General features: G+C 72.5%; 20 protein-coding genes, 1 pseudogene and 1 riboswitch. Of the genes and pseudogenes, 3 read left to right on the top strand and 18 right to left on the bottom strand.

Features of this window, described 5'->3' with window-relative positions:
* Positions 1 to 3: 3 nt before the first annotated feature.
* The 17 genes and pseudogenes from IT780_RS26310 to IT780_RS26230 form a co-directional block, all read right to left on the bottom strand.
* Positions 4 to 825, bottom strand: coding sequence for a DivIVA domain-containing protein (locus IT780_RS26310; protein WP_199514369.1), 822 nt, complete (start codon positions 823 to 825; stop codon positions 4 to 6).
* A gap of 60 nt (positions 826 to 885) precedes the next feature.
* A complete protein-coding gene (locus IT780_RS26305; RefSeq protein ID WP_199514367.1) occupies positions 886 to 1191 on the bottom strand; it encodes a YggT family protein in 306 nt (101 codons plus the stop codon).
* Between the two features lie 24 nt (positions 1192 to 1215).
* On the bottom strand, positions 1216 to 1908 hold the full coding sequence (locus tag IT780_RS26300; RefSeq protein ID WP_199514365.1) for a cell division protein SepF: 693 nt from the start codon (positions 1906 to 1908) through the stop codon (positions 1216 to 1218).
* 224 nt (positions 1909 to 2132) lie between these two features.
* Complete coding sequence (locus IT780_RS26295; RefSeq protein ID WP_199514363.1) at positions 2133 to 2861, bottom strand: YggS family pyridoxal phosphate-dependent enzyme; 729 nt, start codon at positions 2859 to 2861, stop codon at positions 2133 to 2135.
* Between the two features lie 3 nt (positions 2862 to 2864).
* Positions 2865 to 4004, bottom strand: coding sequence for a cell division protein FtsZ (gene ftsZ, locus IT780_RS26290; RefSeq protein ID WP_199514361.1), 1140 nt, complete (start codon positions 4002 to 4004; stop codon positions 2865 to 2867).
* Between the two features lie 298 nt (positions 4005 to 4302).
* A complete protein-coding gene (locus tag IT780_RS26285) occupies positions 4303 to 5070 on the bottom strand; it encodes a cell division protein FtsQ/DivIB (protein ID WP_199514359.1) in 768 nt (255 codons plus the stop codon).
* Between the two features lie 22 nt (positions 5071 to 5092).
* Positions 5093 to 6511: a UDP-N-acetylmuramate--L-alanine ligase gene (murC, locus tag IT780_RS26280; protein ID WP_199514357.1), complete on the bottom strand. Its 1419-nt coding sequence runs from the start codon at positions 6509 to 6511 to the stop codon at positions 5093 to 5095.
* Between the two features lie 40 nt (positions 6512 to 6551).
* The gene (murG, locus tag IT780_RS26275) at positions 6552 to 7661 is read right to left on the bottom strand and encodes an undecaprenyldiphospho-muramoylpentapeptide beta-N-acetylglucosaminyltransferase (RefSeq protein WP_199514355.1); all 1110 of its coding nucleotides are present in this window, start codon (positions 7659 to 7661) and stop codon (positions 6552 to 6554) included.
* Positions 7661 to 9004 (bottom strand): FtsW/RodA/SpoVE family cell cycle protein, encoded by a 1344-nt coding sequence (locus IT780_RS26270; RefSeq protein ID WP_233413562.1) that lies wholly within the window; start codon positions 9002 to 9004, stop codon positions 7661 to 7663. The genes murG and IT780_RS26270 overlap by 1 nt, the downstream gene beginning before the upstream one ends.
* A gap of 190 nt (positions 9005 to 9194) precedes the next feature.
* Complete coding sequence (mraY, locus tag IT780_RS26265) at positions 9195 to 10292, bottom strand: phospho-N-acetylmuramoyl-pentapeptide-transferase (RefSeq protein WP_199514351.1); 1098 nt, start codon at positions 10290 to 10292, stop codon at positions 9195 to 9197.
* Complete coding sequence (locus IT780_RS26260) at positions 10289 to 11683, bottom strand: UDP-N-acetylmuramoyl-tripeptide--D-alanyl-D-alanine ligase (protein ID WP_199514349.1); 1395 nt, start codon at positions 11681 to 11683, stop codon at positions 10289 to 10291. Before IT780_RS26260 ends, mraY begins: the two co-directional genes overlap by 4 nt.
* Positions 11680 to 13194: a UDP-N-acetylmuramoyl-L-alanyl-D-glutamate--2,6-diaminopimelate ligase gene (locus tag IT780_RS26255; protein ID WP_199514347.1), complete on the bottom strand. Its 1515-nt coding sequence runs from the start codon at positions 13192 to 13194 to the stop codon at positions 11680 to 11682. The genes IT780_RS26260 and IT780_RS26255 overlap by 4 nt, the downstream gene beginning before the upstream one ends.
* Before the next feature lie 55 nt (positions 13195 to 13249).
* A complete protein-coding gene (locus IT780_RS26250; protein WP_199514346.1) occupies positions 13250 to 15640 on the bottom strand; it encodes a penicillin-binding transpeptidase domain-containing protein in 2391 nt (796 codons plus the stop codon).
* A gap of 244 nt (positions 15641 to 15884) precedes the next feature.
* Positions 15885 to 16388, bottom strand: a pseudogene (gene ftsL, locus IT780_RS26245) (cell division protein FtsL); the annotation flags it as partial.
* A gap of 8 nt (positions 16389 to 16396) precedes the next feature.
* A complete protein-coding gene (gene rsmH / locus IT780_RS26240; protein WP_199514345.1) occupies positions 16397 to 17467 on the bottom strand; it encodes a 16S rRNA (cytosine(1402)-N(4))-methyltransferase RsmH in 1071 nt (356 codons plus the stop codon).
* Between the two features lie 231 nt (positions 17468 to 17698).
* Entirely contained in the window at positions 17699 to 18130 is a 432-nt protein-coding gene (gene mraZ, locus IT780_RS26235) for a division/cell wall cluster transcriptional repressor MraZ (RefSeq protein ID WP_199514344.1), read from the bottom strand.
* A gap of 577 nt (positions 18131 to 18707) precedes the next feature.
* The gene (locus IT780_RS26230; protein WP_199514343.1) at positions 18708 to 19508 is read right to left on the bottom strand and encodes a C40 family peptidase; all 801 of its coding nucleotides are present in this window, start codon (positions 19506 to 19508) and stop codon (positions 18708 to 18710) included.
* Between the two features lie 6 nt (positions 19509 to 19514).
* A riboswitch (cyclic di-AMP (ydaO/yuaA leader) is annotated at positions 19515 to 19683 on the bottom strand.
* A 470-nt stretch (positions 19684 to 20153) separates the two neighbouring features.
* Here IT780_RS26230 and IT780_RS26225 point away from each other — a divergent pair.
* From IT780_RS26225 to IT780_RS26215, 3 genes are read left to right on the top strand one after another with little or no spacing between them, the layout of a single operon-like run.
* A complete protein-coding gene (locus IT780_RS26225; protein WP_199514622.1) occupies positions 20154 to 21374 on the top strand; it encodes a Mur ligase family protein in 1221 nt (406 codons plus the stop codon).
* Entirely contained in the window at positions 21364 to 22089 is a 726-nt protein-coding gene (locus IT780_RS26220; RefSeq protein WP_199514342.1) for a type 1 glutamine amidotransferase, read from the top strand. The genes IT780_RS26225 and IT780_RS26220 overlap by 11 nt, the downstream gene beginning before the upstream one ends.
* 45 nt (positions 22090 to 22134) lie before the next feature.
* Positions 22135 to 22914, top strand: a complete 780-nt coding sequence (locus IT780_RS26215; protein ID WP_199514341.1) for a TVP38/TMEM64 family protein — start codon at positions 22135 to 22137, stop codon at positions 22912 to 22914.
* Positions 22915 to 23237: 323 nt separating this feature from the next.
* On the opposite strand, the gene aroA is transcribed toward IT780_RS26215, so the two are convergent.
* Positions 23238 to 24503: a 3-phosphoshikimate 1-carboxyvinyltransferase gene (gene aroA, locus IT780_RS26210; RefSeq protein WP_307831387.1), complete on the bottom strand. Its 1266-nt coding sequence runs from the start codon at positions 24501 to 24503 to the stop codon at positions 23238 to 23240.
* Positions 24504 to 24558 lie beyond the last annotated feature (55 nt).

Here is a 24558-nt window from a genome sequence, read left to right as displayed (position 1 = left end):
CGCTCAGCGGCCCGTCTCGATCGAGTTGGCGCGGCTGCCGCCGTACGAGCCGGCGAGGCCCGCAGCGGCGAGACCGCCCGAGCCGCCGACCGCGCGGTTGGCGTCGGCCCGGCCCAGCTCGGCCTCGAGGCCCTGGCCCCGGCCGTCGAGGTCGCGCAGCTGGCTCTCGAGGTACGCCTTGAGCCGGGTGCGGTACTCGCGCTCGAACTGCTTGAGCTCCTCGATGTGCTTCTGCAGCGCGGACCGCTTGGCGTCCAGGCCGCCCATGGCCTCCTGGTGCCGCTGGCGGGCGTCGCGCTCGAGGGCGTCGGCCTTGGCGCGGGCCTCGCGGGTGACCTCCTCCGCCTTGGAGCGGGCGTCGGAGAGAAGCTTGTCGGCCTCGCGGCGCGCGTCGGACACGTGGTCGTCGGCGGTGCGCTGGGCCATCATGAGGACCCGCAGCGCCTGCTGCTCGCCGTCGCCGCCGCCGGAGGAGGACGGGCCGCCGCCGACCGGGCCCTGGGCCCGGACCTGCTCGAGCTCGGCCTGCATCTGCCGGGCCGCCTGCTCGGCTGCCGTCTTGTCGCGCTGGACGCGGTCCAGCTGCGCCTTCATGTCGTTGAGCTCGGCGGCCATCCGCGGGTCGGCACTCGGACCGGCTGGCGCGCCACCCCGACCGCCGCGCTCCACCTGGGCACGCAGCTCGTTGTTCTCTTCGATCAGACGGGCGAGTTCACGCTCGACCTCGTCCAGGAAGGCGTCGACCTCCTCCTCGTCGTACCCCCGCTTGCCGATCGGGGGCTTCTTGAAGGCGACGTTGTGCACGTCGGCCGGGGTCAGCGGCATCGAAACTCCTCGGGTCAGTTGCGGCCGCGTGGGGCGCTCAGCCGATCAGGTCCTCCGCGGTCAGGCGAAGGTCCGGATCAGAGGCGCTAACACGAGATTCAAAAGCACGAACAGGATAACCAGCAGGACCAGGGACGCCAGGTCCAAACTCACGGTACCAATTCGAAGCGGTGGGATCACACGCCTCAACGCCTTGAGGGGTGGATCAGTGACGCTCCACACCGACTCCAATGCCGCCGACGCCCCCCGGCCCGGCTGCCAGCGGCGCCCGTACTGCAGCACCGCACCCAGGACGAACCGGCCCAGCAGGGTCAGGAAGAACACATAGACCAACAGATAGATGATCTGGAACACGATCGACAGCACGACAGGCGGGTCCCTCGTTAGGGGTCAACTCTGGGTGAAGAAGCCGCCCTCAGCGATCTTGGCCTTGTCCTCAGCGGTGACCTGGACATTGGCCGGCGAGAGCAGGAAAACCCGGTTGGTCACGCGCTCGATCGTACCGCGCAGGCCGAAGGCCAGCCCGGCGGCGAAGTCGACGAGCCGGCGGGCGTCGCCCTCGTCCATCTCGGTGAGGTTGATGATCACCGGCACCCCGTCACGGAAGTGCTCGCCGATGGTGCGGGCCTCCCGGTACGTGGTCGGGTGCAGCGTGGTGATCTGGTAGCGCTGCTCGTCCTCGACCGGACGCTGCTGCACCTGTGGCTGCGGCGCGAGGGCCAGGTTCTCGCGGGTGGAGTAGCTCATGCCCCCGGAGGACTCGGCGACCGGTGCCGCCGGCCGGGTGATCGACCGTACGCTGCCCCGCTCCGCGCGCTCGGCACGCTCGTGCTCCTCGCGGTCGAGCGCCGCGGCGGCCCGCTCCAGGCGGCCGCTGCCCCGCTCGGACGCGCGTGCCCGCGGCAGCGACGGCGCCTCGTCGACATCGTCCTCGTCGTCGGCGTACTCGTCGGCGTAGCGGTAGCCGGAGTCCCGGTCGCGCTCCCGCTCGCGGTAACCGCCGTCGCGGTAGCCACGGTCGTCGTACTGGTCGTCCTCCTCGACGAGACCGAGCCACACGCCCGCCTTGCGCAGTGCGCTCATGCGATCACCAGACCCTGCTCGGCGCCGAACCGCTCGTCCATGCCCCCACCTCCGTCCGTGTACGGCCCGCTTCCCCCGGCGTGCCGCTTCCCCCCTTGCACGGATTCCGTGATCTTGAAACCTAGCTGACCCCGGCGCCCGTCACGATGCTGCGTCGTCGGACGCGGCGGCCCGAGCACGTCGCGTATAAACAACACGTATGTAGTTTGCTGCCCGCCGCAAGGCTACCGCAGCGGGTTTCGCATCCCGAGCAAAGAAGTGCCGATCCGTACGTGTGTCGCCCCGTGCCGGACGGCCTGCTCGAGGTCCCCGCTCATGCCCGCCGACAGCACTGTCGCGCCGGGATGCGAATCCCGCAGCCGCGCGGCCAGACCGGCCAGGAGCTCGAACGCGCGATCGGGGTCCCACTCCTTCGGCGCGACCGCCATGAGCCCGCGCAGTCGCAGCCCGCCGGCCGCGGCGACGGTGTCCGCGAGCCGCCAGAGGTCCCGATCGGCATCCTCGGCCGAGTCCACCGCGCCGCCCCGCGCGGGATCCCCGTCGATGCTGACCTGGATGAGCACGTCCAGCGGCGTCTCCCGGTGCTTCTGCGCGGCGGCGTCGAGAGCCGACGCCAGCCGCAGCGAGTCCACCGACTCCACCATGTCCGCGTATCGCGCCACGGACCTGGCCTTGTTGCGCTGCAACTGCCCCACGAAGTGCCACCGCACCGAGACCCCCGCCTCGGCAACCGCGGCGGCCTTGGCGGCTGCCTCCTGATCCTTGTTCTCCCCGACGTCCGTGACGCCGAGGCCGGCGAGCAGCACCACGTCGCTCGCCGGGTACGTCTTCGTCACCGCGACAAGGGCCACCTCGCCCGGGTCGCGGCCGGCGGCGGCACAGGCGCGCGCGATCCGCTCGCGGACCTCGTCGAGCGAGGCCGCCAGCCGGGCGCGGCGCGCCTGGTCCGCCAAGCGTCAGGAACCGTTCTTGAGGAAGTCCGGCACGTCGACGTCGTCGAAGAGCACCCGGCGCGGCGGCGGGGTGGCCGCGGCGGGCGGCGTCGTGGCCGCGGGGCTCACCGGCGCGGGCACGCTGGGCGTGACCGCGGGCGGCGCCACCGGCTGCTGGACCACCTTGCGGGCCGTCTCCACCGGCTTGTACGAGGGCGTACCCCCGTCGAAACCGGCGGCGATGACCGTGACCCGGACCTCGTCGCCGAGCGCGTCGTCGATGACGGCGCCGAAGATGATGTTGGCGTCCGGGTGCGCCGCGTCGGTGACCAGCTGGGCCGCGTCGTTGATCTCGAAAAGGCCGAGGTCCGAGCCGCCGGCGATAGAGAGCAGCACGCCGCGGGCGCCGTCCATGCTCTGCTCCAGCAGCGGGCTGGAGATCGCCTTCTCGGCGGCCTCGACCGCGCGGTTGTCGCCGCGGGCGCTGCCGATGCCCATGAGCGCGCTGCCCGCGCCGCTCATGACGCTCTTGACGTCGGCGAAGTCGAGGTTGATCAGGCCCGGCGTGGTGATCAGGTCGGTGATGCCCTGCACGCCGGAGAGCAGCACCTGGTCGGCCTGGCGGAACGCGTCCATCATGCTGATGCCGCGGTCGCCGAGGGCGAGCAGCCGGTCGTTCGGGATGACGATCAGGGTGTCGCACTGGTTGCGCAGCTCGTCGATGCCGGACTCGGCCTGCACCTGGCGGCGCTTGCCCTCGAACGAGAACGGCCGGGTGACCACGCCGATGGTCAGCGCGCCGAGCTTGCGGGCGATGTTCGCGACCACGGGGGCGCCGCCCGTACCGGTGCCGCCGCCCTCACCGCAGGTGACGAAGACCATGTCGGCGCCCTTGAGGACCTCCTCGATCTCGTCGCGGTGGTCCTCGGCGGCGTTCTTGCCGACCTCGGGCTGCGCGCCGGCGCCGAGGCCGCGGGTGAGTTCCCGGCCGACGTCGAGCTTGACGTCGGCGTCGGACATCAGCAACGCCTGGGCATCGGTGTTGATCGCGATGAACTCGACTCCCTTGAGCCCTACCTCGATCATGCGGTTCACGGCGTTCACGCCGCCGCCACCGATGCCGACGACCTTGATGACCGCCAGATAGTTGTGCGGAGGTGTCATCGGGCTCAGCCTTCCCTTCCAGGGTTGGCGGACGTCGAGGCCCCAGCGGTCCGGCCAGAGAACCGCCATCGACGTCCGCTCCGTACAAGGGAGGGCGAGGAAACCCTCACCCTCTACTAGAGGCTTAGGGTTATGTCAACCACTGAGCCTCTCGGGGCAACGTAAGCGGACGTGTCGCCCGATCCAAGGACCAACGCGGCGTGTCGGCGTCCGCTTACGAGCCCACTATCCGACTCAGCCGTAACCTTCGACGTAATGAGACGTTTGGCGCCTCTTGTCCGGTTAGCGGCGGGGCGCCTCAGCGGATGGTGACCACCGTCGGCGCACTCACGTCGATCGTGTCGCCCTTGCGGGCCAGCAGCGCGGTCGCCACCTGAGCCTTCTTCTCGCTGTCCGTGTCGTCGCCCCACACGATCGTCCTGTTCCTGCGCAACCCCAGGCTGACCTGCGCCGGGGCGGGCACGGAGATCGAGACGAGCTGCTCGCGCAGCTCGGCGGTGAGCGACGAGAGGACCACCAGCGCCGACCGGGTGTTGATGTCGGCCGGCCCGGGGGCGGCAAGCTTCGCGACGGGCAGGCCCGGCGGCCGCCGTGCCACCGAGCGGAACGCCACGCCTTCGGCGTCGAGGAGCGAGAACCCCTCACCCACGGGTACGGCGGCCACGGCCGTACGCTCCACGACCTGCACCTCGACCGTGGAGGGCCACCCGCGCGACACGACGGCCCGCTCGACGGCCGGCAGCGCCTGCACCCGGTCCCGGATCCCGTCCAGGTCCACCCGGGCCAGCGGCTCGGCCATGGGTACGGCCGCGGCCTGCTCCACCTGTTCGACGGTGAGCGAGTCGATGCCCACCACCTGCACCTGGCGTACGCCCAGCACCGACGTCCCGTACACCAGCCAGACGAGCCCGCCCGCCACCAGCAGCACGCCCAGCGTGACCGCCCACGGCATGGCCGCCCGCAACCGGCGCTGCCGGGCGCGGGCCATGAACCGGCGGACCGACGGCGGCACGGCGTCGGTGTCCGCCCGTACCAGCCGCCAGTTGCGCCTGCCCCCGTCGCTCATCGCGCCCCCCGGCCGCTGTTCGTCAGCTGTCCGCCAGCGCGGCCAGCAGCTCGTCGCCCATCAGCGAGATCGGCGGCGCGCCCATGGTGACCACCACGTCGCCCGGGCGGCTGCGCTTGACCACCTCGGCCGGCACGTCCTCCCACGACGGCAGGAAGACCTTGCGCTCCGCCGGCAGGTCGATCGCCGCGGTGAGCGCGGCGCCGCCCTCGCCGGGACCGCGGGTCTCCCCCGGTCCGAACACCTCCATGACGATCACCTCGTCGGCGATCGCCAGCCCCTCGGCCAGCTCGGCCTGCAGGTCGCGGGTGCGGTAGACGCGGTACGGCTGGAACACCACCACGAGCCGCCCGTCGCCGGCCACCTCGCGCAGGGTCCGCAGCGCCGCCTTGACCGAGGTCGGGTGGTACGCGTACTCGTCGTACACACGCACCCCGGCGACCGTGCCCTTGCGCTCGAACCGGCGGCGTACGCCCGGGAACGAGCCGAGCGCCTCGGTGATCTTGTCGAGCGGCAGGCCCAGCCGCAGCGCGGTCAGCACGGCGGCGGCGCTGTTGAGCCCCATGTGTCGCCCGGGCAGCGCGAGCGTGATCTCGCCCAGCGGCTTGCCGTCGAGCGTCGCCTGGTAGCGCACGCCCTGCACGGACGAGACCACGTCGGTGATCCGCAGATCGGCCGCCTCGCTCTCGCCGTACGTGTAGACGGTCCTGCCCTCGGCGCGCAGCGCCGCGATGAGTCCCTGCACGCCGTCGTCGTCGGCGCAGGTCACCACGAACCCGTCGTCGTCGGTGAGCCGGGCGAAGTCGAGGAAGCCAGCCTTGAGCCCGTCGAGGTCGCCCCAGTTGTTGAGGTGGTCGCCCTCGATGTTGGTGACGATCGCGACGTGCGGGCGGTACACCAGGAACGACTTGTCACTCTCGTCGGCCTCGGCCACGAAGTACGAGCCGGAGCCGTGGTGGCCGTTGGAGCCGGCCGCGGAGATCTCGCCGCCGATGACGAACGACGGGTCCTCGCCGGCGTGCTGCAGGATCACCGTCATGATCGACGTGGTGGTGGTCTTGCCGTGGGTGCCGGCCACCGCGATCGTGCGGCGCCCGGTCATCGCCGCGGCCAGCGCCTCGGAGCGGTGCAGCACCCGCAGCCCGCGCCGGCGCGCCTCGGCGATCTCGACGTGGTCCTGCGGGATCGCGGTCGAGTAGACGACGGTGTCGACGCCGTCCAGGTTGGCCGCCTCGTGCGCCATGTGGACCGTGCCACCCAGCGCGCGCAGGGCCGCGAGCGCCGGCCATTCGCGCAGCTCGCTGCCGGAGACGGGTACGCCCCGGGTGAGCAGCAGCCGGGCCAGGCCACCCATGCCGACACCACCGATGCCGATGAGGTGGACGGTGCCCAGGTCCTCGGCGGTCAACCCGCCGGCCGGCTTCAGCTCCGCCGTGTTCACTCCGCGCTCTCCCTACTACCAGCCCTACTACCAGGTACGTTCATCGCCGGCCGACCGCCTCGCACACGAAGTCGAGCAGCGCCTCGTCGCCGTCGCGCCGGCCGTACGCGCCCGCCGCCTGCCCCATCGCGGCGAGCCGCTGCGGGTCGCGGGCGAGCGGGATCACCGTACGCTCGATCCACTCCGGGGTGAGCTCGGCGTTGTCCACGAGCAGGCCGCCACCCGACTCCACCACGGGCAGGGCGTTGCGCTTCTGCTCCTGGTTGCTGTGCGGGTACGGCACGTAGATGGCCGGCATGCCGATCGCGGTGGTCTCGGCGACCGTGATCGCGCCGCCGCGGCACAGCATGAGGTCGGCGGCCGCGTAGCCGAGCTGCATGTCCGACAGGTACGGCACCACCACGTACGGCACCGGCAGGTCGCTGGGCACCTCGAACGGGTCGTTGCGCCCGCCCTGCACGTGCAGCACCTGGATGCCGGCGTGGGCGATCTTCTTGGCCGCCGCGGCGACCGCCAGGTTGATGGTGCGCGCGCCGGAGGAGCCGCCGGAGACGAACAGCACCGGCAGGTCGGGGCGCAGGCCGAAGTGCTGGAGGGCCTGCGGGCGCAGCGCCGCGCGGTCCATCCGGGCGATCGCCGTGCGCAGCGGCACCCCGACCACCCGGGCGTCGCGCAGCGACTCGGCGGCCTTCGGCTGGCTCGGGAACCCCACCGCGATGTTCTTGGTGAACTTCATGCCCATCCGGTTGGCGACGCCCGGCGGCACGTTGACCTCGTGGATGACGATCGGCAGCTCGCGCCGCCAGGCCGCCAGGTACGCCGGCACCGACACGTACCCGCCGAAGCCGACCACCACGTCGGCCTGCACCTCGTCGAGGATCTTGCCGGCGGCGTGCGCGGACTTGTACATCCGGTCCGGGGTACGCAGCAGGTTGAGGTTGATCGAGCGCGGCAGCTGGAACGCCGGGATGACGCGCAGGTCGTAGCCGGCGGGCGGGATGAGGTCGTTCTCCATCCCCTTCGGGCTGCCGAGGGTGGTGATCCGCACCTCGGGGAAGTGGCGGCGCAGCGCGTCGGCGAAGGCCAGCAGCGGGTAGATGTGACCGCCGGTACCTCCTCCGGCGAGCACCACCGACCGGAGCGAACCCATCACCCTCTCCTCACACCCCCCTTGCTCTCGGGTGCCCGGCCGGATTTCTGGACGGGCGGGCGCGACGGACCCGGCCGCCGCGGCGGGGGGAGCGGCGGCAGCGGGGCCCAGAGTAGCCGTACCCATCGGGCGGGCGGACGGGCGTGCAGGGCCCGCGCCGCGTCGGGCTCCGCGCGGGCGAACGAGGCCAGGATGCCCACCCCGGCCATCGTCACGACGAGGGCGCTGCCACCTGCGGAGATGAGCGGCAGCGGCACGCCGGTCAGCGGCAGCAGGCCGATCACGCCGCCCATGTTGATCACGGCCTGGGCGACGAGCCAGGTGGTGATGCCCGTCGCGGCGAGCCGCCGGAACGGGTCGTCGACGCGGCGCGCGATCCGGAACCCGGTGTACGCGAGCACGGCGAACAGGATCGCGATGACCATGCAGCCGACCACGCCCAGTTCCTCGGCGACGACGGCGTAGATGAAGTCGTTGTCGGCGGCGGGCAGCCAGTTCCATTTGAGCGCGCCCTTGCCGAGGCCCACCCCGAACCAGCCGCCCTCGTAGATCGCCGACTTGGCCTGCAGGATCTGGTAGCAGTACCCGAGGTTGCAGTTCTCCGGCATGTCCAGCCACATGGTGATGCGCAGCAGCCGGTAGTTCGGGGCGTCGGTCGAGCCGGAGCCCGCGCCGCGCGAGGCGGCGGCGATGAGCAGCCCGACGCCGGCGAGGCCGAGCACGCCGAGGGCGGCGAACACCCGGGTCCGGACGCCGGCCGCCCACAGCAGGCCGATGATCAGCGCCAGCAGCACCAGCATCGTGCCGAGGTCGTTGTAGCCGACCAGCACGAAGAGCACGCCGACGATCGGGAACAGCGGCATCGACAGCTCGCGCCAGTAGCCCAGGTCGGCGCCCTTGCGCGCGATGATGTCGGCGCCCCAGATCACCACGCCGAACTTGACGAACTCGGACGGCTGCAGGCCGATGGGGCCGATGTACAGCCAGAGCAGGTCGGCGGTGACCGGGCCGAGGCTGACCGCGCCGGTACTCGACGGGGTGAGGATGCCGACCGCGCCCATGGCCATCAGCAGGTCGAGCACGCAGAGCAGCACCACGGCGACGCCGAGGATCCAGACGCCGAAGAAACGCAGGGTGGCGGCGGGCAGGCGCTGGCACACCCAGAACCCGATCATGCCGATCACCGCGAAGACCAGCTGGTTGCTCACGGCGGTGAAGGCGTTGCCGGATTCCTCGTACGCCTTGACGCTGGTCGCGGAGAACACCATGGTCAGCCCGATCAGCAGCAGCAGGCCGGAGCTGGCGATCAGCAGGTAGTACGAGGACAGCGGCCGGGCCAGCATGCCGTGCACCGCGGGCAGCAGCTGCTGGCTGAGCGTCTTCGGGCGTACGGGCGGCGGCGCGGGTTGCACGGTGGCGGCCGGTGACACCGTCACCGTGGTCCGGGACTCAGGCTTCTCCTCCACCATGACCACCATCATGGTGGCGCGACACGCCAGGCCCCGGTTGCTCCCGTGGCGTGTCGCGGGAGATCTATCCCATGACCCGGAGGAAGTCGCTGTAGAACAGCCCCAGGCCGATCGCCACGCAGATGCCGGCGACGATCCAGAACCGCACCACGATGTTGACCTCGCTCCAGCCCGCCAGCTCGAAGTGGTGCTGCAGCGGCGACATCCGGAAGACCCGTTTACCGGTGGTCTTGAACGAGATGATCTGGATCACCACGGACATCGTGATGATGACGAAGAGCCCGCCGATGATGATCGACAGCAGCGTGGTGCGGGTCGCCATGGCGAGGCCGCCGATGAGCCCGCCCAGCCCCAGCGCGCCGGTGTCGCCCATGAAGATCCGCGCCGGCGAGGTATTCCACCACAGGAAGCCCACACAGGCGCCGGCCGCGGCCGCGGCGATCAGCGCGATCTCCAACGGGTCCCGGACCTCGTAGCAGTAGTCGCCGGTGTAGTTGATGTCACCGCACCAGTGCCGGTACTGCCAGAAACCGATCAGCGCGTACGTCCCCAGCACCAGGATCGAGGCGCCGGTCGCCAGCCCGTCGAGGCCGTCGGTGAGGTTCACGCCGTTCGACATCGACATGATGACGAAGACGAACACGATGACCGAGCCGACCTTGCCGACGTCGAGCAGGCTGATGTCGCGGATGAACGAGATGTGCTCGCTCGCCACGGTCTGCCCGTTGGTGCTGGGCACGTACAGCGCCGCCACGCCCAGGCCGCCGCCGACCAGCAACTGGCCGAGCAGCTTGCCCTTGGCGCTCAGGCCGCCGGAGTGCCGCTTGCGCACCTTGAGGAAGTCGTCGAGGAAGCCGACCGCGCCGCAGAAGACGAACAGGCCCAGCAGCACCAGCGCGGTCATCGTCGGCTGGACCTGGGCGATCTGCTGCGACGGCAGCGTGGTCAGCGCGACGTGCCCGGCCACGTACGCCAGCACCGTCGCGACGATGAACGCCACGCCGCCCATCGTGGGCGTGCCCTTCTTGCCCTGGTGGCTGGCCGGTCCGACCGCGCGGATCGGCTGGCCGGCCTTCAGGGCGGTGAACACGCGGATGGCGACCGGGGTGCCGAACAGCGAGATGATGAACGCGACCGCGGCCGCGACGATGACTGCCCTCACGGGCCAACCTCCTCGGCGGCTCCCGCGCGCAGCGCGTCGGCCACCTCCCACGTGCGGTAGCGCGAACCCTTGACGAGCACGACGTCGCCCGGGCGCAGATCGCCCAGCACGGCGGCGATGGCGGCCGCCTGGTCCGCGGCGGCGATCGGCTCGCCCTTCCAATCCTGTACGCCCGCAGCCCCGTCCAGCACCGGCGCGGCCTCGGCGACCGCGACGAGCCGGTCCACGCCCAGCTCGGCCGCGAGCCGGCCGACGTCGCGGTGGCCGGACTGCTCGTACTCGCCGAGCTCGGCCATGTAGCCCAGCACGGCGACGGTGCGCCGGCCCTCCCCCATCGCGGCGAGCGCGCGCAGGGCGGCCGCCGTCGACGACGGGTTGGCGTTGTACGAGTCGTCGATGACCGTGACCCCGTCGGGGCGGTCGAAGACGTCCATGCGGCGGCTGGAGACGATGCCCACCTCGCCGAGCGCGTCGGCCACCGCCTCGACCGGCATCCCCGCCTCGAGCGCGACGGCGGCGGCGGCCAGGGTGTTGGCGACCTGGTGCCGGCCGGTGACGGCGAGCCGCACGGGCGCACTGCCGCCGTCCGGGGCCACCAGCGTGTACGCCGCCCGCCCCCGCTCGTCGAGCCGGACGTCCGTGGCGCGCACGTCCGCCCGCTCGGACTCACCGGTGAACACGACGCGGGCCTTCGTCCGGGAAGCCATCGCGGAGACCAGCTCGTCGTCGGCGTTGAGCACGGCGAGCCCGTCGGCCGGCAGGCTCTCGACCAGCTCGCCCTTCGCCTGCGCGGTGCCCTCGACCGAGCCGAACTCGCCGATGTGCGCGGCGCCGACGTTGAGCACCACGCCGATCCGCGGGGCTGCGATGCCCGCCAGGTACGCGATGTGCCCGATGCCCCGGGCGCCCATCTCGAGCACCAGGAACCGCGTCTCCGGCGTCGCCTTCAGCACCGTGTACGGGAACCCGAGCTCGTTGTTGAGCGACCCCGCGGGCGCCACCGTCGAGCCGAGCCGGGCGAGCACCTGCCCGATGTAGTCCTTGGTCGTGGTCTTGCCGGACGAGCCGGTGAGCCCCACGACGGTCAGCTCCGGCAGCCGCCCCACCACGACGTGGGCGAGCTTGGCCAGCGCGGCGAGCGGGTCGTCGACGACCACGCCGGGCCGGCCGGTGTCGCGGCTGCCGAGCACCCCTGCCGCACCGGCCGCGACAGCCTTGGCGGCGTAGTCGTGTCCGTCCACCTTCTCGCCCGCGAAGGCGACGAAGAGGCCGCCGGGCAGCAGCGCGCGGGAGTCGTACTCCACCGGGCCGGTGACGGTCGCGTCGGGTCCGGCGTTGACGAGGCGCCCTCCGGTGACCGCGGCGATCTCGTCGAGCGTCATGCGGATCAAGCGGCACCGCCCGGGCGTACGGCCAGCGCGGCGGCGAGCTCGATCCGGTCGTCGAACGGCAGCACCTCGCCGTTCACCTCCTGGCCCCGTTCGTGTCCCTTGCCGAGGACGGCCACGACGTCGCCGGCGCCGGCCAGCCGTACCGCCTCGTCGATGGCGGCCCGGCGGCCCGCCACCTCGATGATCTTCGCCGGCGCACCGGCCTGCTCCGCGCCCTGCCGCACCGCGGCACGCACAGCAGCGGGGTCCTCGGTACGCGGGTTGTCGTCGGTGACCACCACCAGGTCGGCCCCGCGAGCCGCGGCGGCGCCCATCAGCGGCCGCTTGCCCCTGTCCCGGTCGCCCCCGGCGCCGATCACGCAGACCAGCCGGCCCCCGCGGGCGGTGGCCAACTCACGCAGCGCCGTCAGGGCGGCCACGATCGCGTCCGGCTTGTGCGCGTAGTCGACGACGCCGAGCACGTCGCCCGGCGACTCCACCCGCTCCAGGCGGCCCGGCACCCCCGGGCACGCGGCGATGCCGTCCGCGGCCACCTGCGGGTCGATGCCCGCGGCGGTCAGCGCGGCGAGGGCGAGCAGCGCGTTCGCCACGTTGTGCCGGCCGGGCAGCGCCACCCCGGCGCGGACGTCACCGGCCGGCCCGCGAGCGGTGAACCGCTGCCCGAAGGCGTCCCCGGCGACGTCGGCGGCCGACCAGGCGGCCGCGGTGTCACCTGCCGCGGAGTAGTCGATGGTGTCCGGCTTGTACAGCGGCTTGAGCGCCGGGTCGTCGGCGTTGAGCACCTCGAAGCGGCAGCGGCCGTCGAAGAGCTTCGCCTTGGCCGCGAAGTAGTCGTCGGCGTCGGCGTGGAAGTCGAGGTGGTCCAGACCGAAGTTGGTGTAGCCGCCGACCGTGAACCGCACGCCGCCGACGCGGCCCATGGCCAGGGCGTGGCTGGACACCTCCATCACCACGGCCCGCACCCCGCGCTCGACGGCCGCGGCGAGGATGGCGTGCAGGTCGGTGGCCTCCGGCGTCGTCCGCACGCTGTCCACCACCAGGTCGCCCAGCCGGGTCTCGACCGTGCCGATCAGCCCGGTGGTCAGCCCCGCCGCCCGCAGCCCCGACTCCACGAGGTACGCCGTCGAGGTCTTGCCCGCGGTGCCGGTGAGCCCGATGACGGTCAGCGACGCCGTGGGGTCGCCGTAGATCGCCGAGGCGGCCACGCCGAGCACCGCGCGCGGATCCGGGACGACGAGCACCGGCAGCCCCGCGGCCTCCGCGGCGGCCCTGCCGGCCGGGTCGGTCAGCACGGCGGCGGCACCGGCCTCCACGGCGGCTGCCACGAACTCGGCGCCGTGCCGGCGGGCACCCGGCAGCGCGGCGTACAGGTCTCCGGGGTGGACCTCGCCGCTGGCGTGGGTCACCCCCGTGACCTCGCCGTCCGTGCCGGGGGCCGGCGCGCCGACGAGCGGCGCGAGGTCGGCCAGCCGGTACGGCCGGACGGTCTGGGGACGAGGAATGCCGGACACGGCGTCAGACCCTACCCGGTGACCCGGCCCGTGCTGCGAACGCCATCCGGCGGCGTCAGTCCTTCCACTCGAACGTCGGCGGCGGGGTACCGGACGGCGGCACACGGTAGTGGAGCAGAGCCGAGCCCATCATCTTGCTGAACGCCGGCGCGGCCACGACACCGCCGGTGCCGTCGGGCACGTCGGCGAAGACCCCGACGACGAACCGCGGGTCCTCGGCCGGCGCCATGCCGATGAAGGAGCCCGCGTTGTGGCTGGTGTACTGGCCGTCGACGAGCATCTTGCCGGTGCCGGTCTTGCCGGAGACGCGGTAGCCCTCGACCTTCGCGCGGGTGCCGGTGGCGCCCTTCGCGTCGACCACGGCCTCCATCATCTCGCGCAGGTCGCGGGCCGTCTGCGGGCTGAGCACCTCGTGCGTCTCCGGCGGGGCGGGCGTGGTCACCATGCCGTCCCGGCCGGAGATCGTGGACCGGATGAGGTGCGGCTGGATGTAGACGCCGTCGTTGGCGATGGCCGCGTACCCGGCCGCCATCTGCAGCAGGGTCGCGTCGACGCTGTGGCCGATCGGCACGGAACCCCACGCCGAGCCGCTCCACTCGTCCGGGCTCAGCAGCCGCCCGGTCGCCTCGCCGGGCATGCCCTCGTTCGTGGGCCGGCCCAGCCCGAACTTCTGCTGGTACTCGTACAGCTTGTCCTTGCCGAGCTTCTGCCCGATCCGGATCGTGCCGACGTTCGACGAGTACGCCAGCACCTGCGGGATGCTCAGCTTCGTACCGTTGGCGAAGGGGTGGTCGTCCTTGAACGGCGTGCCACCCAGCATCAGCGCGCGGCCGACGGTGATCTCGGAGTTCTTGCCGATGACGCCTTCCTGCAGCGCCGCCCCGATCGTGAACGCCTTGTGCGTCGAGCCCGGGTCGGAGATGACGCTGGAGACCGCGTCCACCCGCTCGGTCGGCTTGAAGTCGAACGGCTTCTGCGCGTTGTACGTCGGGTAGCTGGCCTGCGCCAGGACCTCCCCGGTACGGGCGTCCAGCACGATCGCGCCGGCCACCGTGGCCTGCACCTTCTTCATCTGCTGGGTGAGGTAGCGCTGCACCTCGTACTGCAGGTCCCGGTCGATGGTGAGCTCGATCGACGAGCCGGGCGCGGCGGGGGTCTCCCGGTGGTAGCCGCCGGGGATCTCCTTGGCGAGGTCGCCCTGGCCCACCTCGTAGACCTTCTCGCCGTCGGTGCCGCGCAGCAGCTCGTCGTAGCGCGCCTCGATGCCCTCCAGACCGGTGTGGTCCTCGCCGGTGAAGCCGATCAGGTTGGCCGCCAGGTCGGCGCCCGGCACGTCCCGGCGCTCGTCGCGGCCGGAGCCGATGCCGGGCAGGTTCAGGCCCTTGATCCGGTCGGCGACCGCGATGTCGACGCCCCGGGCCAGGTACTCGAACTGGGAGGCGCCGCCACCGGGCCGCTTCTTCTTCGCCATCAGCTGGACCAGTTTGGACTGCGGGATGCCGAGCAGCGGCGACAGGCGCGCGGCGGTGGCGACCGGGTCCTTGACCATCTCGGGGTCGGCGTAGATGTAACGGGCCTCGACGCTGTGGGCCAGCACGGCACCCGAACGGTCGAGGATGCTGCCGCGCGGCGCGGGCAGCACGACCCGGGTCTGCCGCCACTCCAGCACGTTCTGCGCGTCCGCCGGTGGGTCGCCGACCTGCAGCACAACCAGGCGCACCCCGATCGCCACGAACAGCGACAGCGCGAGGACGGTGCCCAGCCGCAGCCGCCTGGTGCTGTTGGCCAGCTTCGGCGGCTCGGCGGGCACGACCGGCCCGGGACGCCGGGTGCCGGGCCGCGCGGCGCCGGACCGTCCGCCCGGGTCGCGTCGTGGCCCGGGCGCTGCCGCGACGCGACGATCGCGTCCGGGCCGCGCGGAGGTTTCGGTACGCGGCGCAGCACCGCGCCGTGGGTTCGCGGTGGACCGGGTACGCCCGGCACCCGCGGTCACGCGTGTCGGCTCACCACGCCCGGCCTGCACCCGTCCGCGCGGCTCGTCACGCCCGGCCTGCTCGCGGCTCTTGCGCGCCCGGCTCTCCCGGGCGTCCTCGTCACGCCGGCGCTCGCGTGCCCCGCGCGGCTCGGCCTGCGCGTCACGGTCCCGGGCGCGCCGCGGCGGCGGCTCCTCCTCGGCGTCCCGGCGTCGCTCCCGGGGCGGGCGGCCGCCGTCGAGAACCTGCAGCGACGGGCGGAACGGGTCACTCGTACGCCCGCTCCGTGGCGACCGGGTGCGCTGGTCGCCCTCGCGCACCGTACGGCCCCGCGGCGTGTACGCCCGCGCGTCGCCGATCCCCCCGAAGCCCCGGCCGCGTTCGTCATCGGCGCCGGAAGCCTGGTCGGGTGCAGACGCGCCGCGCGGGGGCTCCTGGCCCCGGCGCGGCGTCTCGTCCGAACGCGGTGGCACCGCGCTACTGCCCTGTCACCGGGGACGTGCCCGTCCCCGTGGCCGTCCGGCCCGTCCCCGTCTGACCCGTCGTCTGACCGGTCACCGTCTGGCCGGCCGTCGAGCCCTGCTGGGTCGCCGCCCCGGTCACGTCCTGGGTGGTCGCATCCTGGGTGGTCGCGCCCTGGTTGGTCGCGCCCTGAGTGGCCTTCGCCCGCTGTACAGCCGCGGCCGACTCCTGCGGGTCCTGCGCGGTCACCGCCGGCTCACCGCTGCCCGGCTTCGGCACGCCGAAGACCTTGCCGTCGGGGAGCCGGATGTACGCCGGCGAGTCCGCCCGTACCAGCCCGAGCCGGCGCGCGGCCGCGTCGAGGCTGCCGGGCATGTTGTTGGCGGCGATCTCGTTCTCCAGCGCCTGCTGCCGCGCGTCCAGATCGGACTGCCGCTTCTGCAGCGAGTCGAGCTGGAACGAGTTCTCTGCCGTCTTCGTGTTGATCATCAGGATGCCCAGCACACCGGCCACGACCACCGCCACCACCAGCGCGATGAACGGCGCCCGCGGCGCGTTGATCGGTGCGGGCGGCGCGACCCGCAGGCGCGGCGTCGCGACCGTGTCCCGCTGCTGCTCGGCGTCGAGCTTCAGCGCGGTGGTGCCCTGGACGGGGAACTGGCGCGCCCCCCGCGCCGCCCCCTTCGTGCCGACCGGCGTACGCCGGCCCTTCTGCGACTGCTCCGCGGTCCGGCCCCCCGACCGCGGCGCAGCCGACATGCGCTCGCTCAATGCCCCTCCCCCTCCTGGTGTTCCCCCGGGCGTCGCCGCCCTCGTCCCCCGTGCGTGGCAGACATCCGGGGCCGTTCGCGGGCGGCCCCTCGTGCCTGGTCCTGCTCGTCGATCCGTTCCGCCGCGCGCAGCTTCACCGAAGCCGCCCGCGGGTTCTCCGCGACCTCCGCCGCCGTCGGCGGCTCCGACCCGCGGGTCAGCAGCCGCAGGCTCGGTCCCGTCCCGGGCAGCTCGACCGGCAGATCGATCGGACCGGTGCTGCGCGCCCTCTCGGCCAGGGCGCGCTTGACGATCCGGTCCTCCAATGATTGATACGACATCACCACAAGGCGCCCTTTCGGGGCCAACAAGTCCAAAGCAGCCGGTACCGCGGACTCGAGCGCGGCGAGCTCCGCATTTACCTCAATACGTAGCGCCTGAAACGTTCTTTTCGCGGGATTTCCACCCGTTCGCCGCGCGGCGGCCGGGATCGCGTCCCGGACCAGGTCGGCGAGCCGCGCCGAGGAGACGATCCGCCCCTTCGCCCGCTCCCGGACGATCGCCGAGACGATGCGCTGAGCGAACTTCTCCTCGCCGTACTGCCGCAGGATGCGGACGAGCTCGCCGGGCTCGTACCCGTTGACGACCTCCTCCGCGGTGATCCCGCGGGACTGGTCCATCCGCATGTCCAGCGGCGCGTCCTTCGCGTACGCGAAGCCCCGGTCCGCCTCGTCCAGCTGCAGCGACGAGACGCCCAGGTCGAACAGCCCACTGTGGAACACGGGATAGCCCAGGTCCGCGAGGACCTCCGGCAGCTCGTCGTACACCGCGTGCACCAGGTGCGTGCGGCCGGCGAACCGCTCGAGCCGCCGCCGCGAGTGCGCGAGCGCCTCGGGGTCGCGGTCGAGTCCGACGAGGACGGCGTCGGGGTGCCGTTCCAGCACCGCCTCGGCGTGCCCGCCGAGCCCGAGCGTGAAGTCGACGTGGACCGCCCCCCGGCGATCCAGCGCGGGGGCGAGCAGCTCGAGACAGCGCTCGAGCAGCACCGGCACGTGCGTGCCGCGCAGCTCCCCCATGTCGACCCCCATCGCCCCGCTCTTTCCCGCGCGCTACGCGGCCGTTCGTTCCCGATCGGCGTCCGGTCGTCTTCCGTACCGCCAGATCCCCATCCGCTCGTGCCCGGGTGCCAAGCGGGCGCGCCGCATTCGGACTCACGCCTGGCACCGGGGAAGAGGCGCCAGGAGCGGGAGCGGCTGGAGATCTCGCAGTACGGCGGCAGCGACGTCCGGACCACCACGGCGGCCGGCATGCAGCGACGCTTACAGCCCGCCCGGCAGCACCCCCTCCTCGATGTCGGCGAACTCGTCCTCGCTCGCCGAGAGGTACTGCTCCCAGGACTGCTTGTCCCAGATCTCCACCCGCGTGCTCGCACCGATCACCACGAGTTCGCGGTCGAGCGCCGCGTACTCACGCAGGTGCGCCGGGATGGTGACCCGGCCCTGCTTGTCGGGGATCTCGTCGTGCGCACTGGCGAAGAACACCCGGCTGTAGGCCCGGGCGGCCTTGTTGGTGACCGGCTGGTCGCGAAGCTGCCCGGCGATGCGCTGGAACTCCGGCATCGGGAACACGTACAGGCAACGTTCCTGCCCCTTGGTGATCACGACACCTCCCGCCAGCTCGTCCCGGAACTTCGCCGGAAGGATCAGCCGGCCCTTGTCGTCCAGGCGCGGGGTGTGCGTGCCGAGGAACATCGGCCAACCCCCCTGCCCAGTGGCGGTTCGCGGTCCGCCGGTTCACTCGGGCCGGCAGGTCCGCTCCGGCCCTGCCACTGCGCTCCACTCTACTCCACTTCCCTCCACCCGCAACCGGAATCGGCCCGTCCGCGAACCGGATTCGCGGATGAATGCGCACGTCAGAGGCGGTGGGCCGGAGTGGAGGGCGCAGCCGCCCCGATCAAGGTCCACTTTCCGACATGGGGCGCAGGCGGGCCGAAAACTCCGCCCAAATCGGGCCTATCGCGCGGCCGGAAGGGGTTCCGGGAGGGAAGTGGAGGGACCGTGGGGCGAGAAGTGGAGGGCATCCGGGCAGTGCCGTCAAGAAGAACGGGCAGAAGATCACACCCCCAGTTCCGCCGGCGCAGGCATGCTCTCCCCGGCGCGGGCGTGCGCTTCCCCGGCGCGGGCGTGCGCTTCCCCGGCGCGGGCGTGCGCTTCCCCGGCGCGGGCGTGCGCTTCCCCTCGGCGGACATGACAGTGGGGCGCAACCCGAACCGGGTCGCGCCCCACTGAACTGTCGTACTGCTTGCCTACCTCAGTGCGCTGACGTGCGTCAGACCATCCGCCGGACGACGTAGTTGCTGCTGTAGACCTTCTGCTTCTTCACCGAGGAACCGCTGTGCGGCGCGGCCCACATGTAGCCGCCACCCGCGTAGATGCCCACGTGGGTGCCGTACGAGCCGGATCGGAAGACGAGCAGGTCGCCGGCCTTCTTCTTGCTCTTGCTGACCGCCGACCCGTACCGCTGCTGCGAGTTGGCCTTGTGCGGCAGCTTCTTGCCCGCGGCCTTGCGGTACACGTACATCGTGTAGCCGGAGCAGTCGAAGCGGTTGGGGCCCGACGCGCCGAAGCGGTACGGGGCGCCCTTGTGCCTCTTGGCCTCGGCGAGGATCTTCGCACCGCTGGCCTTGACCTTGATCTTGACGGCCTTGGTCGCGGCCGGCTTCAGACCCGTGGTGCCGGTGTAGTACGTGCGGTACCAGGCCGAGGTGCCCGGCTTGGTGGTGAAGCTGACCGTCCCGGCCTTCGGCCGCTTCGTCTGCCAGGTCTTCCACTTGCCGTTGACCTTGGACTGCAGGCGGACCGACCCGTAGGTGACCTTTTTGGGGTACTTCGGGTCGATGAGCTTCACGGTGACCTTGACCGCCGAGCCCCACGTGACCGTCCGCTTGTTGTACTTGACGGTCTGCTTGGGCTTGACGGACTTGACCGCTGCCGCCGTGGTGACCGGAGCGGCGGACGCTGCCGGCGTCGCGACCAGCTGGCCGGCGCAGAGGCAGAGACCCAGGGACAGTGCGACGGTTCCGGTGCCGACGGACGTGCGGCGGCCACGGCTCGAACTGCGTTCGTGCACGGTAGAGATATCCCTCCGGCACGCCTGCGAGGTTAGCTGTCGGGTTCGGGCGGGAAGGTGTGCCCGGCCGCCAGGTGGCGGCTTCACCCCAAGGTCGTGCGGGCCGAGGTGGCTCGCAGCGGACCGGAATTGGGTCCCCCGTCCCTGCCCCCGTATGCCTTTGTGGTTGTTCACGTGCTGTGTGGTCGCACCTGGCAGGCCGGGGCAGGGCTCGGCGTGGCCAGCCTGGTGCGAGCGGCGAGCGGGCGCTCACCGGCCCACCCTGCCTACCCGATTTTTCGTCCGACCGTGAGCCCATGGTCCGTCACTCTCCGTATTTGGCACGATGGAACGTGTCCGTTTTGTGACTGCCACGTGACAAATGCCGATACGGAAAGCGGTCAGACGATCACGAAACGTCGAAGGTTACGGGTGAATCAGAACACATAAAAAGCCGCGGCCGGGCGAGTCCTGGACGTCGGTCAGGTCGGGCGAATGCCACCCCAAACGCCCCCACCGGCGCAAACTCGGCACCGGACGACCGACCGGGCTCCCCCTTTCGGCGGAACCGGCTCCCCCACGGCCGGGCTTTGTCCACAGCCCACCCGGCACCACTCGACGTAGTGTCCGTTTCCGGTACCCTCGTGTCCCGTGACGGACGGGAAGATGCCCCTACGGGCCAAGGTCGCGACTTCGGTGTCGCGTACGGCCGCTGCGCTCTCACGCGCGGCGGGTCGCGGCGACGGCTCGGTGATCGGCGGCTGGATCGGCCTGAAGATCGATCCTGACCTGCTGCGCAACCTCGCCTCCGGGCGGGCGATCGCCCTCGTCTCGGGCACCAACGGCAAGACGACGACGACCCGGTTCGCCGCCGCCGCGCTCGGCGTGCTCGGCCCCGTCGCCACCAACTCCTTCGGCGCCAACATGCCCACCGGGCACACCTCCGCCCTGGCGAAGGCGGGCGCGACCCCGTTCGCCGTGCTCGAGGTCGACGAGCACTACCTGGCCCGCGTGATCGACGAGACGACCCCGCGCGTCGTGGCCCTGCTCAACCTCTCCCGCGACCAGCTCGACCGGGCGAAGGAGGTGGCGATGATGGCGCAGCTGTGGCGCACCGCCCTCGCCGCCCACCCGGACGTGCACGTGGTCGCCAACGCCGACGACCCGATGGTGGTCTGGTCGGCGGTCGGCGCCGGCCACGTCACCTGGTTCAGCGCCGGGCAGCGGTGGACCGACGACTCGTGGGTCTGCCCCGAGTGCGGGGCCCCCATCAACCGGGCCCAGGGCGACTGGTGGTGCACCGGCTGCACCCTGCGCCGCCCCCAGGCCCAGTGGACCGTCGAGGACGACGGCGTCGTCGACCCCCGGGGCGACTGGCACCTGGTCAAACTGCAACTGCCCGGGCACGTGAACCTGGGCAATGCGGCCACCGCGCTGGCCGTCGCCGCGGAATTCGGCGTACGCCCCATAGAGGCCGTCCCCCGCCTGGCGAGCGTGGCTTCCGTGGCCGGCCGCTACGCGCAGGTCGAGCGTGACGGGCGCACCATCCGGCTGCTGCTGGCCAAGAACCCGGCGAGCTGGCTCGAGGCGTTCGACATGGCCGAGGAGGCGCCGACGCTGCTCTCGATCAACGCCCGGGACCCCGACGGCTTCGACACCTCCTGGCTCTACGACGTCGACTTCTCGCCGCTGCGCGGACGCCCCGTGCTGATCACCGGCGACCGGGCCTTCGACCTCGCCGTACGGCTGGAAGTGAACGAAGTGCCGTTCCGGCACGTGCATACCTTCGACGAGGCGATCCGGGCCACCCCGCCCGGACGGCTCGAGGTGATCGCCAACTACACGGCGTTCCAGGACATCCGAGCGGAGTTGGACCGTGTCAACTGAGAGGTCGACCGAGAGCGTGCTCCGGATCGTCTGGATCTACCCGGACCTGCTGTCGACGTACGGCGACCGGGGCAACATGCTGATCCTGGCCCGCCGTGCCGCCCTGCGCGGCATCCCGGTGGAGACCTACCAGGTGCGCTCCGACCAGGCGATGCCCTCGACCGCCGACATCTACCTCATCGGCGGCGGCGAGGACGGCCCGCAGGCGCTCGCCGCCCAGCGCCTGATCGCCGACGGCGGCCTGCACCGGGCGGTCGCCCAGGGCGCGGCCGTGCTCGCGGTGTGCGCCGGTTACCAACTCTTCGGTCGCTCGTTCTACGCCAAGGGAGCCCAGTGCGCCGGGCTCGACCTGCTCGACATCTCCTCGGACCGCGGTGAGACCCGCGCGGTCGGCGAGGTGCGCGGCGACATCGACCCGCGGCTGGGACTCCCGCCGTTGACCGGCTTCGAGAACCACGGCGGCCGCACCCACCTCGGCCCGGGCGTCGCACCGCTCGCCCGGGTCACCGCCGGCATCGGCAACGACGGCCACACCGAAGGCGCGTGGCACGGGAAGATCCTCGGCACGTACGCGCACGGGCCGGCGCTCGCCCGCAACCCAGATATAGCCGATCTGCTCCTGCGCTGGGCGATCGGCGCGGATAGTCTTGCACCTCTCGACGACACCTGGGCCGACCGGCTCCGAGGCGAGCGGCTCGCCGCAGCAAGCGCCTGACCTGCACTTTCCTGGACCGACGAGACCAAGGGGCGGTACGCCTGCATGACTGACACCCTGATCGCCCCGCGGGGCGTGCACAGCTCTCCCGCGGACCCTCAGGCCAGCCAGCAGACCCCGGACACGCCGGCGGGCGCCGAGCTCGAGCACGCCCCGATGGGGTGGCGCCGGCGGGCCCTGCGCTTCGGTGTCCTCACCTCCGTCGTCGCCCTCCTGGGCGGCGCCGCCGCGCTGCTGCCGCTGCAGTCGATCGCCGACTCCGTCCTCGCACTCGGCCCGGCCGCCGCGGTCGCGATCGCCGTGGTGGGCGGCCTGCTCCTCTCGGTGCTGGTGCCGCGCACGGCGATCACCCTGGCGTGCGGCGCCCTGCTCGGCCCGGCCACCGGCGCGGCCACCGCGCTAGCCGCCGCCGTGATCGCGGCCATCGCGACGTACTACGCGGGCCGCTGGGCGGGCCGCGGCGCGCTCGGCGCCAAGAACGGCAGCCGCCTCAAGCGCCTCGACGGCTGGCTCAACCGCCGCGGCCTGGCGGCGGTCCTGCTGGTCCGCTTCCTCCCGCTCGCCCCCTACGGCCTCATCGGCTACGCGTACGGCACGACGTCGGTCTGCCGCAAGCGCTACCTGCTGGGCACCACGCTCGCCGCCATCCCGTCCGCGGTCTCCTACGCGGTCATCGGCGCGGCGGTGGCCTCCCCCGGCTCCCTGAACCCGGTCACGCTGGCACCGGCCCTGATCGGCTTCGCCCTCACGACAACAATCGTCCTCCGCTGGCGCCTCGCCGCCCGCCGCGCCGCCGCCACGACCCCGGCCCCCGCGACCGCCTGACCTCAAGCCCCCGGCGCCGCCTGACCGCATCACCGCCGGGCGGCCAGACCGCGCGCCACCGGAACCGCCTGACCTCAAGCCCCCGGCGCCGCCTGACCGCATCACCGCCGGGCGGCCAGACCGCGCGCCACCGGGACGACCTGGCCGGGCAGCGGTTGGCGGGCGTCGCCGAGACCGCCTTTGGCCGCATGACCCACCGTTTGTGGCCCGCCCGTATGAACCGGCACCTCCGAGGCGGCGCCGGCACCGCCCGGCCGGCACTCACCCGCCCAGCCGGCACCCGCCCAGCCGGCCTGCACCCGGCCGATCCGCGCCCCCGAAGGTCAGGCGAGCGCTGCCAGGTCGGTGAAGTAGTCCGGGTAGGTCTTCGCGACGCAGCCCGGATCCTCGATCTCCATCCCGGCCGTCCGCAGACCCAGCAGTGCCATGCTCATCGCCATCCGGTGGTCCTCGTACGTGGCGAACCGGGTCGGCCGCGGCTGCCCCGGGTGGATCGTGAAGCCGTCCTCGTCCTCGACCGCGTCGATGCCGGCCCGGCGCAGCTCGGTGACGACCGCGGCGAGCCGGTCGGTCTCTTTCTTCCTGATGAAGCCGATGCCGCGCACGCGGGTCGGGGTGTCGGCGTACACGGCGACCGCCGCGAGCGTCTGGGCCGTGTCCGAGATGTCGGCCATGTCGACGTCGACGCCGCGCAGCCGGCCGGCCGTGCTGACCGTGACCGAGTCCGGCGTGCGTGACACCGTGGCGCCCATCTGCTCGAGCACGTCGGCGAACCGGACGTCGCCCTGCAGGCTGCCGGTGCCCAGCCCGGCGACCGTCACCCGGCCGCCCGCCACCGCGGCCGCGCCCAGGAAGTAGGAGGCGGCGCTGGCGTCCGGTTCGACGGCGTAGCGGGTCGGGCGGTAGCCGCCCGGGGGCACGACCAGGCCGTCGACGGTCACGCCGAACGCCGCCATCACGGCCTTGGTCATCTCCACGTACGGCACCGAGACCAGTGGGGAGGTCACCGACACGGACAGCCCCCGTGCCATCAGCGGGCCCGCCATGAGCAGCCCGGAGAGGAACTGGCTGGAGATGTGCCCGCTGACCTCGACCGGGCCGCCGCGCAGCGGGCCGCGTACGGCCGCGGGCAGGTAACCGGGCCGGTCGAGCTCCTCGACGACCGCGCCGGCGTCGCGCAGCGCGGCGAGGACCGGGCCGAACGGGCGGGCGCGCAGCTGGGCGGAGCCGTCCACGACCGTACGGCCGGACAGCAGCGCCGCCGCGGGCAGGATGAACCGGGACGTGGTGCCGGACTGCCGCGCGTCGATCATCCCGGCCGTCGCCGCGGCGCGCGCGTCGATGCCGGTGACGGTGACCGTACGCGTGGCCTCGTCGGCCTCGACCCGCGCGCCGAGTGCGGCGACGGCGGACATCATGGCCCGGGTGTCGTCGGCGAAGAGCACGCCGGTCAGCGTCGAGGTGCCGGGGGTGAGCGCGGCGCAGATCAGCGCCCGGTTGGTGATGCTCTTGGAGCCGGGCGGGCGCACCGTGGCGTCCAGGGGCGCGGTCAGCGGGGCGACGGGCAGCACATCCGGAAGATCAGGCACGGGGTCATTCTGACGCCGCGGGGCCCGCCACGGGTGATCGCGGCGGGCCCCGTTC

Origin of the sequence: Nucisporomicrobium flavum (assembly GCF_016464385.1) — a bacterium.
Lineage (GTDB): Bacteria > Actinomycetota > Actinomycetes > Mycobacteriales > Micromonosporaceae > Actinoplanes > Actinoplanes flavus_A.
This window is presented reverse-complemented; position numbering and strand designations above follow the sequence as displayed.

What these genes read in the sequence shown, in the direction of transcription:
- IT780_RS26270 (WP_233413562.1), bottom strand. Translation starts at nt 9,004, where the DNA reads ATGCTGGCCCGGCCGCTGTCCTCGTACTACCTGCTGATCGCCAGCTCC.
- mraZ (WP_199514344.1), bottom strand. Translation starts at nt 18,130, where the DNA reads ATGTTCCTCGGCACGCACACCCCGCGCCTGGACGACAAGGGCCGGCTG.
- IT780_RS26285 (WP_199514359.1), bottom strand. Translation starts at nt 5,070, where the DNA reads ATGAGCGACGGGGGCAGGCGCAACTGGCGGCTGGTACGGGCGGACACC.
- IT780_RS26300 (WP_199514365.1), bottom strand. Translation starts at nt 1,908, where the DNA reads ATGAGCGCACTGCGCAAGGCGGGCGTGTGGCTCGGTCTCGTCGAGGAG.
- murG (WP_199514355.1), bottom strand. Translation starts at nt 7,661, where the DNA reads ATGGGTTCGCTCCGGTCGGTGGTGCTCGCCGGAGGAGGTACCGGCGGT.
- IT780_RS26310 (WP_199514369.1), bottom strand. Translation starts at nt 825, where the DNA reads ATGCCGCTGACCCCGGCCGACGTGCACAACGTCGCCTTCAAGAAGCCC.
- ftsZ (WP_199514361.1), bottom strand. Translation starts at nt 4,004, where the DNA reads ATGACACCTCCGCACAACTATCTGGCGGTCATCAAGGTCGTCGGCATC.
- IT780_RS26215 (WP_199514341.1), top strand. Translation starts at nt 22,135, where the DNA reads ATGACTGACACCCTGATCGCCCCGCGGGGCGTGCACAGCTCTCCCGCG.
- IT780_RS26225 (WP_199514622.1), top strand. Translation starts at nt 20,154, where the DNA reads ATGCCCCTACGGGCCAAGGTCGCGACTTCGGTGTCGCGTACGGCCGCT.
- rsmH (WP_199514345.1), bottom strand. Translation starts at nt 17,467, where the DNA reads ATGGGGGTCGACATGGGGGAGCTGCGCGGCACGCACGTGCCGGTGCTG.